Source organism: Burkholderia alba, from assembly GCF_034721475.1.
GTDB classification, from domain to species: Bacteria; Pseudomonadota; Gammaproteobacteria; order Burkholderiales; family Burkholderiaceae; genus Burkholderia; species Burkholderia alba.
Genome location: NZ_JAWJWL010000016.1, coordinates 116,077 through 130,647 on the forward strand (window position 1 = coordinate 116,077; position 14,571 = coordinate 130,647).

Here is a 14,571-nt window from a genome sequence, read left to right on the forward strand (position 1 = left end):
GGGCTTGTTATTACCGGGCCGCGCAGTCAACACGCGATGACACGCACCCCTGCGACCCGGTCCGGTAGGGATACACGTCATCGGTCTTGCCAGGCTTGCGCTGCACACGCCATGTCGCGGTCAGGCTGACAAGTATGTTGACGTATGCCCCCGGACATCGTGTCCGGAGCGGCTACTCCCCGAAGAGGGCCGCGATTATAAAGGTGTGCCACCTAAAGGGGAAAGTGCATTTTAGCATACCCCCCTACCCTATAGATGCTACACTGCGCCCGCAACGGGAGAACGGACATGAGCCATACGATTCGCGAAAAACAGAAGCTGCTCAACCGCATTCGCAGGATAAAGGGGCAGGTTGAAGCCATTGAGCGTGCGCTTGAGGAAGAGCGCGGCTGCATGGAAGTGCTGCAGCAGGTCACCAGTTGTCGGGGTGCGATGAACGGGCTGCTCGCCGTCGTGCTGGAGGACCACATCCGCACCCATCTGGTTGACGCCGAGCCGGACGACGAACATGGCAGCGGCACCGAACAGTTAATCGAGGTAGTCCACAGCTACTTCAAGTGAGAAAAGCATGAGCAAGTTTGAAGACGCCGCCTTGGGGGCGGGGCACGACCACATCTTCCTGGGCGCCGCCCACGAGGAAAACGAGCGCAGGACCTGGATGGTCATTGCGCTGTGCAGTGCCATGATGGTGGCCGAGATTGTCGGCGGCAGCCTCTTTGGTTCGCTGGCACTGGTCGCCGACGGGCTGCACATGTCGACGCACGCGGGTGCGATGCTGATTGCGGCCCTCGCGTACACCTACGCGCGCAGGCATGCGACCGATCCCCGTTTTGTCTTCGGCACCGGCAAGCTGGGGGATCTCGCGGGCTTCACCAGCGCGATCGTGCTCGCGATGATTGCGCTGCTGATCGCGTATGAAGCCGTCTCACGCTTTTTCTCGCCCGTACCGATCCACTTCGGTCAGGCAATCCCTATCGCCGTTCTGGGCCTGCTGGTCAACCTCGCCAGCGTCTGGCTGCTGAGCGGCGACCACCATGGCCATAGCCATGGACATAGCCACAGGCATGACCATCACGACGACCATGCACATGAGGACGAGGTGCAGCACATCTTCGGCAGCGCCGGTGTCTTTGCCGTGTCGATCTTCGAGGATGGCGTGCCGCCCGTGTTTCGCATTGCTCCGCAAACCGCGGCTTCGACGCTCCCGGCCGATGCAGTTTCCGTCACGACGATTCGCCCCGACGGCACGCGCCAGACCTTCGCGTTCGCTGACCGCGGCGGCTATCTGGAGTCGAAAGAAGACATTCCGGAGCCGCATGCATTCGAGGCCGTTGTCCGTCTGCCAGACGGCGAGCATCGCCTCGCATTTGAAGAACACGAGCACGATCACGACGACGCCCACGCCGCCGCAAACCGCGACCACAACATCCGATCGGCTTACATTCACGTCATTGCGGACGCGGCCGTTTCGGTGCTGGCGATTATTGGCCTCCTGCTCGCCCGCGCATTCGGCTGGCTCTGGATGGACCCTCTCGCGGGCGTGATCGGCGCAATGGTGATTGCGAACTGGTCGTGGGGCTTGATGCGCGATACGGGTGGCATTCTGCTCGACGTGAACCTGGACCGGAAAATAGCCGAGAACGTACGCTACGTCATCGAGGACAACGGCGACACGGTGCTTGACCTTCATGTATGGCGCGTCGGCCCGGGTCACATGAGCGCTGTGGTGTCGGTCGCCACCCCTGATACCCAACGCAGTCCGAGCTTCTACCACGCAGCACTCAAGCGTTTCAAGGGACTTTCCCATGTGACGGTCGAAGTCAACCCGACCCGCGCAGTGGCCTGAGCAATGGCAGTCAAATCGCCGTGCATTGATGTTTGCGCGTTCGACGGCAAGACCGGCCTTTGCATTGGCTGCCTGCGCACGCGCGAGGAAATCCGCGACTGGAAAAAGATGACCGACCATCGGCGCCATCAAGTCATCAACGACCGATCCCGGCGAGAGACCCGGGTCAAGCGGGCAATGGCAAATCCGGGGCGGTGAACGGCCGTTCGCCCGAACAGGGCCGATGACCGAGAAGAGTCGGCAAGCGTATTCGTTTTGGGTGCGAACGGTCTCCGCGTGGCATACCGCGCCCAAGTGTTCGCAGGCAAAACGTCGTGATGTCGCCAATGCAAATCAGTGCCGAAGCCGTATTTCGATGCGCAATGTCCCGGCGCTGGTGTCGAAGAACGAAATACCTGCGAATATGAACGAATAAATTGCGAGCCTGTTGCCGTCCGGAGCATTGTCGTGCAAGGGGAGCTTGTTCGGGATGGGCTTGGAAGCCACTGAAGCGCTCCTCGGGCAGAGCGAGACATTTGCAGTTTATGCGTTCAGTCTGCGACATATTCGCGGAATTTGCGTTCAAACTCGAGAGCATGTTGTCGCGCCGCAACTCGTGGTCGAACTGAATGAATATGCCTCACAGCAGCACCGTGGCTGCATGTGGACACAATCGGCCGTTCGCAGACTATTCGCTCATATTCGCAGGTATTTCGTTCTTCGACAGCTGGCGTAATAAGTCCCTAAATCAATATGAGAAGCGCAGTGTGAAAATAAATTCTCAGTCACTAATTTTAACGGGATTAGTCGTAGCATCGTTGCTGTCAGACAAAATTTCGTTGATGGTGGTGCAATTTTTAAAAATCTTTATGTAGGCGTCACCCAGTAAATTTTGCTGATTATATTAGCTACTCATGAGTCTTCAATTTGAGTTCATCAAACAGAAGAGGATATGATGATATCAAGAAAACTTGCGGTGATCGCGCTGCTTTCAGTACCTGCCCTGGGCTTATTGTCCTTCTCGTCATTCAGCGAAGCCAACCCTCCTCCTGACAAGTGCCAACAGAGGTGGTTTCCGGTCCTCGAGCATTGCCTGGCAACATGTGGAGGGAGCTATATAGCGAAAATGGGATGCGAACAGAGTTATCAGATCAGCATGCAAAGCTGCGAAGGCAGCGCATCGATCAGCAATTCCATTTTTGCAAAAGATTAAGCATCTATCACGGAATACTCGATGGCATGAGCATCGATATGTCATGCGGGATCTGTAGCTGCACCCACTTAGAGCGACCTGTCGAGCGCCTTGCCGAACTCAGCATCGAGGTGCTCGACGACCTCCGTCGCCGAGCGCTTGTCGCGAGACAACAATAAATCAAATTGGCACGCACGGTGTCGAGCGGCGTGAGTCCATGCATATCGCGTTCGGTCGACCAATATCGACTTCGTTTCCGTTGATCGAAGAATAGCGGTCCCGCGCCTCGATGCCGGCAAGCGGTAGCGCGGGGCATTTCTCGACACAGTCAGCGACGGGGCTGATCGGGACACGCACTTCGGTTGCAAAGAGGGTAATAACCTTTTAATTTAGACTAACGAAATGATTGACCTATTCCTTAGAGTGGCATATAGTAAATACCCTATTTTTTAGCCAAGGAAATATACCGATGCGCAGTCAGTTCTCGTTCGCCCATAACCCAATGATCATCATGCGAACTGGAACGACCGACCATGCGCACGCTCAATCTGGGCATACTCGCCCACGTGGATGCTGGAAAAACCAGCCTCACTGAACATCTCCTTTTCGCTGCTGGCGCCATTGATGCGCTGGGCAGCGTCGACAAAGGCAATACCCATACCGACACGCTCGATCAAGAGCGTCATCGCGGCATAACGATCAAATCTGCGGTGGCCTCGTTTTCTGTCGGCGATACCTGCGTCAACCTGATCGATACGCCTGGTCACCCGGACTTCATCGCTGAAGTCGAGCGGGTCCTCAGGGCATTGGATGGGGTGATTCTCGTCATTTCGGCCGTTGAAAGCGTCCAGGTGCAAACGCGCGTCTTGATGCGGGCCATTCGGCGCTTGAATCTTCCATGCCTGATTTTCGTCAACAAGATCGATCGCGCCGGCGCCGAGGTCCATCGGGTCCTGCAGGATGTCGCCGAGAAGCTCAGCTCCGCCACAGTGGCCCTCGGCCGAGTGAGCGCGTGCGGTAGCGCCGATGCGGCATACCACCCATACACGAGCCGTGACGAAGCGCATCGTGTTGCGCTTGCCGACGAACTAGCCCTGCACAGCGACGCCGTCCTGGAGCTATTCATTCGCAATGGCGGACAGCTTGACTACGTCTTCCTGAAGCGCGAACTGGCGGCTCAGGCAAAGTGCGCGCAGATTTACCCGCTCATCTTCGGCTCTGCGATTTCGGGCGCCGGCGTGGCGGCGCTCCTCTCCGGTATCGTCGATCTTCTGCCCGCATCCGAGCCCAATGCAGATGGCCCGATGTCGGGCATTGTATTCAAGATCGAACGTCATCAACGCGGTGGGAAGCGGGCGTTCGTCAGGATGCTCTCCGGCTGTCTCCGTGTTCGGGACTCGATTGGGATGGGTCATCGAAGCGGGAAGGTGACGTCGATTCAGGTATTCGAACACGGCGAGATCGTGGCGCGCGAAACTGTCGGTGCGGGCCAGATCGCAAAGATTTCGGGCTTCGAAGCCGTACAGATTGGCGACGTACTCGGCAAGCAGGAGAGCCCGGCGACGGCATATAGATTTGCGCCGCCGACGCTGGAGACGCGTGTCGTTCCACTCGATCAGGACGACGCGGCCCCGCTATATGCCGCGCTGTCCTATCTTGCCGATCAGGATCCGCTGATCAACCTGCGTCACGACGAGTCATTGCAGCAAATCGCATTGTCGCTGTATGGAGAAGTCCAGAAGGAAGTAATCAAGGAAACCCTGCGCACGGATTTCGGCATTGAAGTCGAGTTTCAAGAGACCACCATGATCTGTGTGGAGAAGCTGGCAGGAAGTGGCGCGGCCTTGGAAGTGGCGCCTGATCCATACGTCGCCACCGTCGGGCTGCGACTGGAACCCGGCGAGGAAGGATCGGGCGTCGTGTTCAGTCTGGAGGTTCCGGACGGCGCATTGCCGCCGGCATATTTCGTAGCGGTCGAGGAAGCGGCGCGGGCATCGCTTCGTCACGGACGATATGGATGGGAGGTGACAGATTGCGTGATCTCTATGACGCATCACATCCGGCGTCGTCACTGGGCTTCGCTTACCACGCCGGCGGAACATCGCGCACTCACGCCTCTGGTCGTGGCGAAGGCACTCGAACAAGCAGGAACGCGAGTGTATCAGCCGATACATGGCTTCCAGTTGGATCTTCCTTCATCATCCTTCGGAGCAGTGATTGCCGCCCTTGCCAAGCATAAGGCATCGTATGGCGCTCCCGTCACGCGAGGTAATTCTTGTACCTTGGAAGGTGAGATAAGCGCCGCCAGCGTGTGTGCGCTTCAGAAATTGCTTCCCTCGCTGACCAGTGGGGAAGGTATGCTGGAAACCACCTTCAGCCGCTACGAGCTGTTACGTGACAACTTGCGTCGAGGAGGCAACTGTTGAGGTTCGCTAATTGTGATATTGGGTACGCTAATTCTGCTAATGGCGCCTGTACCAGGATGTTTTCGGAGAGGCGTTGTTGATGTTCACTCACGCAGTGTAGTAGCCGCTCTATGTTCCGTGCCTACGAAAGTGGCTGATTCCCAAGCAGAAGGAGTATAGCCGCGGCGGTCGTCTGGCGGTCGCGGACTGCGCTTTTCCGGGGAAAATGTAACCCAGTGTAACTGTTGCATAACAGATGCCTTGGGTAAATGTTGGGCCGATTCCCGGTCCCGTTCAGAAGGCGAGCTTCCGGTGTCGGCCATGAACTTGTCGTTCGCGGTCGCATGACAGAACGTCTGTTGATGCGCGGTACGCCGCCATTCGGTGAAGAGAACACGAGCGCAGTCGCGTGTGCGACGGCGCACAGCAGCACGCTTTCGCCATGACTTGATCGGCGCTTTGCGCGAACGCGCAAGGCGCTACAGACGGTCGCATGTATCATTTGCCTGCGCCAGTTCACGAGCGGCTCCGATTCGGCATGATCAATCATGCCAGAAGCCACGATCAGTCATTTGGGAACGTGATCTTGAAGATCTGCGCTCCGAAACCTCGCGTACCAGCATAGAGATTGCCACTGCTATCAGTGGTTAACGACGTAATAAAGTCCGCCGTGTTCGTAAACGGATACGAAATGACGCTTCCGTCGCTGGCAATACGGTTGATCACCTGAGCACCGGGCGTGTATATGTTTCCCGACTTGTCGACGGCAATCGTGCCAGCCGTTTGCAACTGGCTGGCGATCGTTGTGACTGTGCCGTCCGGTGCAATTTTTCGAACGGTATCGACGCTTCTTACGTACAGATTGTCGTTGTTGTCGATTGCGAGATCGGGCATCGCATAAAGCGTGAATGTGGCGGCAGTGCCTACTCCGTCCTGATTACCGGCGGTTCCGCTGCCAGCAAAAACCGTCCAGGTGTTGCTGCCGACGTTAAACTTGACGATACGGTTGTTCACCACATCGGCCAGAAACAGAGCACCATGGCTGTCCATCGCAAGACCACCGGTGCCGACCGAGAAATTGGCTGAGCTTTCCCAACTCGCAAACAATTGCTGGTAGGCCCCCGACGCTGAGTACTCTTGCAGCGACGTTACAAATGTGGGCGGGGAGGCGGAAATTCCCCAGACGTATCCCGACCCATAAATGTTGCCAGACGGATCGATTGCAACGCCATCCCAATCGCCCTGAGTCGTCAATGTAGTGACTACCCCTGTCTGCGTGACCTTCCGAAGGGCACCTTGATCGGACAGGATAATGTTGCCAGACGAGTCCATCGCAAGATGGCCACCGCCCCAGAAAATGGCGGCTGCTCCCGTGCCGTCGACAGGATGCAGGTTTGTGGTTGATGAACCGGCGAGGCTGGTAACCGACAAGGCGGACGTCGAAAGGCCACTACCGGATGCCTGCCCGGTTGTAACGACATCGTTCGCCGGGCCAGTCGCACTAGCCGGTACGCTGACGAATGCGCCCGCCTGTGTAACGACGGTATCTGATGACCCACTAATCGTTACGATCGTGCCGTTCGGCGCACTAACGGTAGTCCCGGCAGGCACGTTCACGGAAGTGTCTGCCATCATGGTCATGCTGGAACCTGCCGCAATGGTGACAGGCGACGTCGTAGGTGTGGTCGAACTCGAGTTGCCGGATCCGCCTCCGCACGCACTTAAAAATACGCCGCACCACACTCCGAAAACTGCGCTCGGCGGCGAGCCGTGTCGGCATCGGCCACTACAGTCAATGGTTCTTTTACGCGCATGGCGCGAATTTAACAACGTGGAGAGCGCCGCCATTCTGAATTCCTGCCGCATTCACGGCAAGTCACCCATTATTACGTCTTGTGAAAATACTATGTGTTGACGGCGTGCTCCCACGCTCGATAGAAGCACATTTATATGTTCGGATCAGATACATGCTTGGTGTCGCCCATTAGCACATTTGACGTTGCGGATTTGTTACTGAAGACGATCTCGCCGCATCCGAAGAGCGACTATTATGGAGAACGGTAGCGACAATCAAAAGATCTAGCCGGAGGGCCGCTCAGGGTCGGGGGCGGCCGGTCATAACCGGCGGCGTTCAGCGTGATCACCGAAGCTTGTCAGGGGACGGGGTTCGGCCAGGAAGAGACACTCGGAGACGTTGCCCAGGCGGCACAAGTCGGACGCAGAGCGGACGCTCGCACTACTCATGGGCGTCCAGCAAGCTTGTGGTATCGAGTGGAGACGCGACGAAGATGTTTGATATGGTTGACGGCCTGTCGTCGCCATCTGCATCACTTTTCGAACTGGTCGTGCTCTCGCAAAGACACAGAGCAACGACTGGCAGTCATCGGCGCTCGAACGCCAACTTGACGCCAAGCGCCAATAGGACGACACCACTGATCCGATGCATGCGCGTCAGAATGTGCGGGTTGCGGCGAATCGACGTCGATAGCAGGCCGGCGAAAAGCGCGACAGGTCCTTTGACAAGAAACGTGAGGCCGGCAAACGTTGCGCCCAATACGAACAGGGTAAGCATCGGATGCGTCGCATCCGTGGGGACGAACTGCGGCAGAAAGGCCAAGTAGAAGAGTGCAATCTTTGGATTCGACACATTGGACAGTGCGCCCTGTGCGAACGTACGCAGCCTTGATTTCGGTGCGTCGTGGCTGCCCGAAAGCACTAGCTCTCCCGACGAACGAAGCAACGTTATTCCAAGGTACAGAAGATACAGAGCGCCGACCAGTTTCAGTCCCGTGAACAGCCACTCGGAAGCCTGGAGAATCGCACCCAAGCCCAAAGCTGCGAGCGTCGTATGCACGATCAGCCCGACACTGACACCCGCTGCGGTGACGATACCCGCCCGGATTCCGCCAGACAGCGTGCGTGACATCACCAGGATCATGTCTTGGCCCGGGGTAAGGATGATCAGAAGGGAAGTGGCAATGAACGGCAGCCACGAGATGTGCAGCATGAGATATCTCCTGAATGGGTTGGCTGGGTGGGAACCGCACGTCGCGTGTGCAGCCATTACACGCTTCATGGGCTGACCGGCCTTTGGATTATGGCCATCTTCTCGTGGAGATTGGATGCGTAATTGGCTGCAATTCACATAGAATTTGGAGATATTATCTAGTATCGAAAATCAGGGTGGTGAAATATGCTAATCAAGCTGGACGCGATCGACAGACGCATTTTGCGTGCGCTGCAACGCAATTCGAACCAGACGAACGCCGAACTGGCGCAACAGGCCGGGCTTTCCGCGACCCCTTGTCTACGCCGCGTTCACCTCCTCGAGGCGCAACGTGTCATCGACGGGTACGTCGCGCTTCTGAATGCGGCGGCCCTCGATTTGAGCTTTACGGCCTTCGTGCGCGTTACGCTGGAGCGCCAGGACAAAACGACTGTCGAGCACTTCGCGCGGGAAATCGAGAAGGCATCCGAAGTGCTCGAGTGTCATTTGATGGCCGGCAGCTACGACTACCTTCTGCGCGTTGTCGCAAAAGATCTCGACGACTATCAGCGGTTTCAAATGGAAACGCTCACGAAGATCAAAGGGGTGCGCAATGTCGAAACCGAGATTCCGCTGAAACGAATCAAGCAAACAACCCGGCTCCCAATCTAGAAGCGGTCGCAGCGAAGCTGCCGTGTCCGCAACCACATGTTCTGGCCCAGATGCGGACGGAGTGCGACATTCTTCAATGTCTGTTGCCACGTGCATGCCTGACATTTCCAGGATTTGTCGCAAAGTCCCTTATGGGTCGGGAACGATCGTTGATGTCGCGTCATGTCGACCATCCGTTCAGGGTCGAAACTCCCCGTCCACATGCCATCTCGCTTTCCCGCCGAGATCAGACCCGCTCCGCCATATACCGCGCGGGCGGCGCCCCGAGCCTTTTCCGGAACATCGACACGAAGCTGCTTGCGCTTTCATAGCCGAGGTCGTCGGCAACCTGCTGCACCGATGTCCCGACGCCCAGCCATTGCACGGCCAGCATCAGATGAAGCTGCTGTCGCCAGCGCCCGAAACTCATACCCGTTTGACGGGTGACCGCACGTGCCAGCGTGCGCTCGCTCATGCCCACTCGCTTCGCCCATGTCGCCATCGTGCTGCGATCGGAGGGCGTGGCCGTGATCATCTCGACGATCCTGCGCAGCCGCGCATCCGTCGGCATCGGCAAATGAAGGTTGCCGATCGGCGCCGCCGCGATTTCGTCCAGCAGCAGCGTGACAAGATGCGATTCCATGCCGCCGTCCGCATACATCGTCGGCAGGCTGGCGGAGCGGATGAGCAGTTCGCGCAGCAGCGGCGTCGCTGAAAGGGCGCAGCACGTCGACGGCAAGTTCGAGGCGACGCTCGGATCGACGAAGGCGACATAGCATTCGAGCCGGCCAGCGGCAACGAATCGATGGACGACGCCGCCCGGTACCCAGATCGCGCTTTGCGGCGGAACGATCCATAAGCTGCCCTCCACCTCGCACGTGAGCACGCCGTGCATCGCAAGCAGCAGTTCACCCTTGCGATGATGATGAGCGCCCATTTCCTTCCGTTCCCGATACAAGGCGGCCGCCTTCTCATCGAGCGTTTTCATGTCGACGCCGATCGCGCCAACCGTCACCACCGGACGAGGCACGTCGTCGGGATCCAGCCACTCGGCGGGATCGGACAATTGACTGAGAACCGGCATGGAAAGGCACCCGATGGACGCGCTGCACGTCAGGACATGGATTGGCAAGAACTCCACATATTTTGGCTAAGTCTCCTGATGTTGCCAAGAGCGACGTTGTTTAGCATGCCCACGAGCACTGACCGATTGGCTGGGCGAGGGCTGTCGACACCCTCCGTCAAACATTTCCGAACCTCTTCAGAGCACACGAAACCATGAATTCATTGAGCACCGGGCGCGTCGCCCAGACCTTGCAGCACATGTTTGCGCAAGCGGAACACGCCGATCGCGCGTTGATGGCGCAGTTCAGCGAGAGCGATCAGCCGGAGCAACTGCTGGCCGACGCGATCGCTGAACTTTTCGCGGAAGAACGCCGAGACTTGCGCGGCTTTTATCACGGCTACGTAGACAACTTCCTGAACGTGACGCCCGCATATGGACAATTCCTCTATCAATGCGCACGCGCAAGCAACGCAACGCGGATCGTGGAGTTCGGGACGTCGATGGGGGTGTCTACCGTCTATCTGGCGGCCGCACTCCGCGACATGGGCGGCGGTCATTTGATCGGCAGCGAGCTGGAAGCCAGCAAAGCGGCGTGCGCGCGCGCCAACCTCGAAGCCGCGGGCCTCGCCGATCTGGTGGACATCCGCGTAGGTGACGCGCGCGAGACACTCGCCGATCTGCACGGCGAAATCGACCTGGTCCTGCTCGATGGGGCATTCAGCCTGTATCTGCCGGTATTGAAGCTGCTCGAACCGCGTTTAAAGAGCAGCGCGCTGATCCTCGCGGAAAACGCGTTGGATCATGAGAACGTCTACCTGGACTATGTCCGCGATCCGGCGAACGGCTATCTCTCGCAGTCGATTCCGATCAACCCGGGCCGGGGCAACGAACTCACCCTCGTGACGCGGTGACTCGGCGCTTACTTCTCGCGATACCTCCGCGTTGACTCACGTGTCGAATTGGATCGGTTGGATTTGCACGCATTGCAACGACCTCCGGTCAGGAAGCGGAGCCTTTGGCTCCGCTTTTTTGGAAGGTGCCGCGGACCAGGCCACCCGGTCCGCGTGTTGCCCATTCGACGGCCCCTTGTGCGCCGACTGCGGTCACCCCTCTCCGATAGCCGTCGATCAGACAAGCGTCCGAGCACACAAGCAAGCGTTCACGTATTCGGCGTATTCTCAATACCCATCGCACATCCGACGACGAATCCTCACCGCTGCCCGCCGCCGCTAGAACCTCCGCGCAATCTCCCGAGCCTCCTCGATCGCCCGGCGCCGATCGACCTTCCCATCCGCCCCGAACAAAGTCCGCTCGACCACCAGACCGACGACGTCTTTCACCCCCACGAACTTGAGCCACATCTCCATATAAGGCCGCTGCAGATCGAACTCGTCGGCCGGCGTAAACGACCCCGGCGAGTGATAACTGAGCCCCCGCGCATACACAACCGCCGCTTTTTTCTCTCGCAGCATCCCATTGAACCCTGAGCTATCGAACGTAAAAAGCACGTCCTTCTGCGAGATCACGTCGATCAGATGCTTGAGCCGATACGGGATGCTGAAATTCCACAGCGGCACGCCGAACAACAACTTGTCCGCCTCGTGAAACGGCGCCGCGAGCGCTTCGATATTGCGCCACGCCGCCGCCTGCGCCGGCGTCAACGCCGTTCCGTTCAGCCCGGCGTACTTCGCGGCGAGGGCGTCTTCGCCGAATTCGGGTATCGCCATGTCCCACAGATCGAGCTTTTGTATCTCATGATCGGGATGTTCCCGCCGGTAGGCATCGAGAAAGGCATTGCACACTTCGATGGATGCCGAATACCCCTTGTTGGGTGAGCCTTCGATATAGAGCACGCGTGTCATGGAACCGGTCCTTGTCAGAAGTGACGGCGACGCGCGGGATGCGCGCTCGCCTACTGCGGTTCGCAGCGTATCGAGTCGATCTATAATTTGGAAATGATATTAATTGATTGAATTAACCCTAAATTGTGATCAATGAGCCATCCCCTCGACACCGCGTTGCTCCATACGTTCGTAGCCGTTGCCGATGTGTTGAGCTTCACCGGCGCCGGCCGGCGACTGAATCTCAGCCAATCCGCGGTGAGCGCCCAGGTTGTGCGTCTGGAAGAGCAGATCGGCCGCGCGCTTTTCATCCGGGATACGCGCAGCGTTGCGCTCACGGAGCACGGTCGGACGCTGCTTGGATACGCGCGCGCCATGCTCAATCTGAGCGAGGAGGCGAGGGTCCGCTTGGGGCCGGGCGGCGCATGCGGCGGCAAGCTGCGCATTGGCGCATCGGAGGATTTCGCGGGCGGTTGGCTTCCGGACGTGATGCGCCGCTACAGCGCGGCGCGCCGTGGTTTGCTGCTGGATTTGAAGGTCGACATTGGCGACAGCTTGTTTCGACGGTATGCAAACGGCGATTTCGATCTCGTGATCGGCAGCCGGTGTTCACACCTGGACCGTGGCGTCACGTTGTGGAGGGAGTCGCTCGCCTGGGCATTCGCTCGTCACGAACCGCTTCCCGAAGGCGATGTCCCGCTCGCGTGCTTCCCCGATCCGTGTCCGTACCGCGAGGCCGCCGTCAAGGCGCTCGCGTTGGCCGGCATGCCGTATCGGATCGCATGCGAAAGCCCGAGCGTCACCGGCATTCGGGCATTCGCGCGAGCGGGCATCGCGATCGCTCCGGTGCCGCGTCACGCGATCGGCGATGAGCTGCGCGAATTGGGCGCGTCCGAAGGCTTGCCTGCGTTGCCCGACATGGAATTCGTCATGCTGTACGACGCCAAGATGCCGGCGGCCGTCGAATTCGCCGAGACGATTGCCGACGAAGCCGCGCTTCGAACGGGGGCGGCCAAACGGAATCCGGTCATGACGAAACACCTTCGCGCCTGACGTGGCGGTGCGGCGGACGAGGATCGCGCGCCGGGCGTCCAGCACGCCCACCGCTCGATTCTCTGAACAATAAAAAAAGCACGACGACCGTCGGGCCGCCGTGCATTCAAATCGAACGCGGATATCCCGCGTTCTCCCGTTTCACCGGTACTGCGTGGTTACGGCGCGGGTGGCATGCGCCGGTATCGGGTCGCCCCGAGCCGGAACACGCCGACCCCGAGCGCGTCGACGCGGCGCATGAGCCGGGCGCGACAATCGCACCCGCCCACGTCGCGCACCTCCCGTCACATCAAAACCGCTGCTGAATTCCCGCCGTCAACCCGACCTGCGTATCCGCATAGCCCACCACATCGCGCGACACGCCGACCTTCTGTCCATGCTGCGCCATCGCGAACGCCCCCGACGCGTACAGCGTCGTCCGCTTGGACAGCGCGTACTGCGCGCGCAGCGAGAACAGCGTCGGATCGGCGTCGGTGCCGCCCTTGATGTTCTGGTGATACACCGCGCCGATCAGCGAGAAGGCGGGCGTGAACTGGTACGAGCCGCCGACCCAGTACATGTCGCTCTGTTGCGTGGCGGCCGTGGTGTTGAACGTGCGGCGGTAATTGCGATAGCCCGCCATCGTCTTCAGGTTGCCGAAGTCGTAGCTGACGCCGGCATGAATGCCCTGGATGTACTTGACCGGATCGGCCGGCGTGACGCTGTCGCTCGCGCCGTTCTGGCGGTCGAACGTGGCGACGGCCGCGAACGGCCCGCTTTCGTAGCCGATCGCGAAGTCGTACTTCGAGCTGGTTTTCAGGCTGCCGGGCGTATTGCCGAACCCGTACAGCGCGCCGAACTTGAAGCCGCTGAATTCGCCGTCGTAGCGCACCGCGTTCGACGAGCGCGTGAAGAGGCCGTCCTTGCGGCCGCCGGTGGCGGTCGACGACGTCGCCCACGAGTAGTTCTGCGCGTAGCCCATCGGGTCGAACTGCAGCATGTAGTCGTAGGTGACCGTGAAATTCCGGCCCAGCGTCACTTCGCCCCATTTGCCCTTCAGGCCGACCGTCGCGCGGCGGCCGAAGATCGAATCGGGACCGTCGTCGAGCGCGCCGTTCGCGAGATCGATGCCGCTTTCGAGGCGGAACACCGCTTTCAGCCCGCCGCCCAGATCTTCCACGCCGCGCAGCCCCCAGCGCGACGTGTTCTTGTTGCCGGATTTCATTCGGACCGCGTTGCCGCCGTCCTTGGCCGCGTGATTGGTGAATTCCACGCCCGCGTCCATGATCCCGTACAGCGTGACGCTCGATTGGGCGTGAGCCGCCGGCGTCAGCAGGCTCGTCAGGCTCGCGGCCGCCGTGGCCGCCAGCAGGTGCGTCTTGTTCATTGAAGGTGTCTCCGTATCGTTTATGGTGGTTTGCGGTACTGCTCGCGTCGGACGTCGAACCCGAAGCGGGCCGGTCGGGCGCCGTGGCCCCGGGTGAGGGCGGACGCCGGCCGGCGGGTGCCGGAAGGGCGGTGTGTTCCGGGCGGTGTGCCGGACCCGCGATCGCGGGTCCGGCACGGATGCGTG

At 59.4% G+C, this 14,571-nt stretch carries 13 protein-coding genes and 1 riboswitch; of the genes, 7 read left to right on the forward strand and 6 right to left on the reverse strand.

Going from position 1 to position 14,571, the window contains the following annotated elements; translation table 11 throughout:
• Window positions 1-12 precede the first annotated feature (12 nt).
• Window positions 13-188, reverse strand: a riboswitch (yybP-ykoY riboswitch).
• A 100-nt stretch (window positions 189-288) separates the two neighbouring features.
• From RZR99_RS19275 to RZR99_RS19285, 3 genes are read left to right on the forward strand one after another with little or no spacing between them, the layout of a single operon-like run.
• Window positions 289-561 (forward strand): metal/formaldehyde-sensitive transcriptional repressor, encoded by a 273-nt coding sequence (locus RZR99_RS19275; protein WP_009691845.1) that lies wholly within the window; start codon window positions 289-291, stop codon window positions 559-561.
• Window positions 562-568: 7 nt separating this feature from the next.
• Window positions 569-1,846, forward strand: a complete 1,278-nt coding sequence (dmeF, locus tag RZR99_RS19280) for a CDF family Co(II)/Ni(II) efflux transporter DmeF (protein ID WP_323121365.1) — start codon at window positions 569-571, stop codon at window positions 1,844-1,846.
• Between the two features lie 3 nt (window positions 1,847-1,849).
• Entirely contained in the window at window positions 1,850-2,044 is a 195-nt protein-coding gene (locus RZR99_RS19285) for a DUF1289 domain-containing protein (RefSeq protein ID WP_323121366.1), read from the forward strand.
• A 135-nt stretch (window positions 2,045-2,179) separates the two neighbouring features.
• On the opposite strand, the gene RZR99_RS19290 is transcribed toward RZR99_RS19285, so the two are convergent.
• A complete protein-coding gene (locus RZR99_RS19290) occupies window positions 2,180-2,332 on the reverse strand; it encodes a hypothetical protein (RefSeq protein ID WP_323121367.1) in 153 nt (50 codons plus the stop codon).
• Between the two features lie 1,218 nt (window positions 2,333-3,550).
• On the opposite strand from RZR99_RS19290, the gene RZR99_RS19295 reads away from it, so the two are divergent.
• Entirely contained in the window at window positions 3,551-5,443 is a 1,893-nt protein-coding gene (locus RZR99_RS19295) for a translation factor GTPase family protein (protein ID WP_323121368.1), read from the forward strand.
• Between the two features lie 543 nt (window positions 5,444-5,986).
• Here the strand turns inward: RZR99_RS19295 and RZR99_RS19300 are convergent.
• Together RZR99_RS19300 and RZR99_RS19305 are read right to left on the reverse strand one after the other, a co-directional pair.
• Entirely contained in the window at window positions 5,987-7,063 is a 1,077-nt protein-coding gene (locus tag RZR99_RS19300; RefSeq protein WP_323121369.1) for an NHL repeat-containing protein, read from the reverse strand.
• Between the two features lie 739 nt (window positions 7,064-7,802).
• A complete protein-coding gene (locus tag RZR99_RS19305) occupies window positions 7,803-8,429 on the reverse strand; it encodes a LysE family translocator (RefSeq protein WP_323121370.1) in 627 nt (208 codons plus the stop codon).
• A 186-nt stretch (window positions 8,430-8,615) separates the two neighbouring features.
• Between RZR99_RS19305 and RZR99_RS19310 the strand changes: the two genes are divergently transcribed.
• On the forward strand, window positions 8,616-9,080 hold the full coding sequence (locus RZR99_RS19310) for an Lrp/AsnC family transcriptional regulator (protein WP_323121371.1): 465 nt from the start codon (window positions 8,616-8,618) through the stop codon (window positions 9,078-9,080).
• Between the two features lie 226 nt (window positions 9,081-9,306).
• Here the strand turns inward: RZR99_RS19310 and RZR99_RS19315 are convergent, their stop codons facing one another.
• Window positions 9,307-10,191 (reverse strand): AraC family transcriptional regulator, encoded by an 885-nt coding sequence (locus tag RZR99_RS19315; RefSeq protein ID WP_323121372.1) that lies wholly within the window; start codon window positions 10,189-10,191, stop codon window positions 9,307-9,309.
• 146 nt (window positions 10,192-10,337) lie between these two features.
• Between RZR99_RS19315 and RZR99_RS19320 the strand changes: the two genes are divergently transcribed.
• Window positions 10,338-11,036 carry an O-methyltransferase gene (locus RZR99_RS19320; protein WP_323121373.1) on the forward strand — a complete coding sequence of 233 codons (699 nt, stop codon included), beginning with the start codon at window positions 10,338-10,340 and terminating at the stop codon, window positions 11,034-11,036.
• Between the two features lie 318 nt (window positions 11,037-11,354).
• On the opposite strand, the gene RZR99_RS19325 is transcribed toward RZR99_RS19320, so the two are convergent.
• A complete protein-coding gene (locus RZR99_RS19325) occupies window positions 11,355-11,987 on the reverse strand; it encodes an FMN-dependent NADH-azoreductase (RefSeq protein WP_323121374.1) in 633 nt (210 codons plus the stop codon).
• Between the two features lie 132 nt (window positions 11,988-12,119).
• On the opposite strand from RZR99_RS19325, the gene RZR99_RS19330 reads away from it, so the two are divergent.
• Window positions 12,120-13,019 carry a LysR substrate-binding domain-containing protein gene (locus tag RZR99_RS19330; RefSeq protein ID WP_323121375.1) on the forward strand — a complete coding sequence of 300 codons (900 nt, stop codon included), beginning with the start codon at window positions 12,120-12,122 and terminating at the stop codon, window positions 13,017-13,019.
• Window positions 13,020-13,308: 289 nt separating this feature from the next.
• Here RZR99_RS19330 and RZR99_RS19335 read toward each other — a convergent pair whose 3' ends face one another.
• A complete protein-coding gene (locus RZR99_RS19335; protein ID WP_323121376.1) occupies window positions 13,309-14,385 on the reverse strand; it encodes a porin in 1,077 nt (358 codons plus the stop codon).
• Between the last annotated feature and the right edge of the window lie 186 nt (window positions 14,386-14,571).

Bases quoted from the DNA above. Each gene is read 5' to 3' on its own strand.
- RZR99_RS19275 (WP_009691845.1), top strand. From the start codon at position 289: ATGAGCCATACGATTCGCGAAAAACAGAAGCTGCTCAACCGCATTCGC.
- RZR99_RS19330 (WP_323121375.1), top strand. From the start codon at position 12,120: ATGAGCCATCCCCTCGACACCGCGTTGCTCCATACGTTCGTAGCCGTT.
- dmeF (WP_323121365.1), top strand. From the start codon at position 569: ATGAGCAAGTTTGAAGACGCCGCCTTGGGGGCGGGGCACGACCACATC.
- RZR99_RS19295 (WP_323121368.1), top strand. From the start codon at position 3,551: ATGCGCACGCTCAATCTGGGCATACTCGCCCACGTGGATGCTGGAAAA.
- RZR99_RS19325 (WP_323121374.1), bottom strand. From the start codon at position 11,987: ATGACACGCGTGCTCTATATCGAAGGCTCACCCAACAAGGGGTATTCG.
- RZR99_RS19310 (WP_323121371.1), top strand. From the start codon at position 8,616: ATGCTAATCAAGCTGGACGCGATCGACAGACGCATTTTGCGTGCGCTG.
- RZR99_RS19300 (WP_323121369.1), bottom strand. From the start codon at position 7,063: ATGACCATGATGGCAGACACTTCCGTGAACGTGCCTGCCGGGACTACC.
- RZR99_RS19320 (WP_323121373.1), top strand. From the start codon at position 10,338: ATGAATTCATTGAGCACCGGGCGCGTCGCCCAGACCTTGCAGCACATG.
- RZR99_RS19335 (WP_323121376.1), bottom strand. From the start codon at position 14,385: ATGAACAAGACGCACCTGCTGGCGGCCACGGCGGCCGCGAGCCTGACG.
- RZR99_RS19285 (WP_323121366.1), top strand. From the start codon at position 1,850: ATGGCAGTCAAATCGCCGTGCATTGATGTTTGCGCGTTCGACGGCAAG.
- RZR99_RS19305 (WP_323121370.1), bottom strand. From the start codon at position 8,429: ATGCTGCACATCTCGTGGCTGCCGTTCATTGCCACTTCCCTTCTGATC.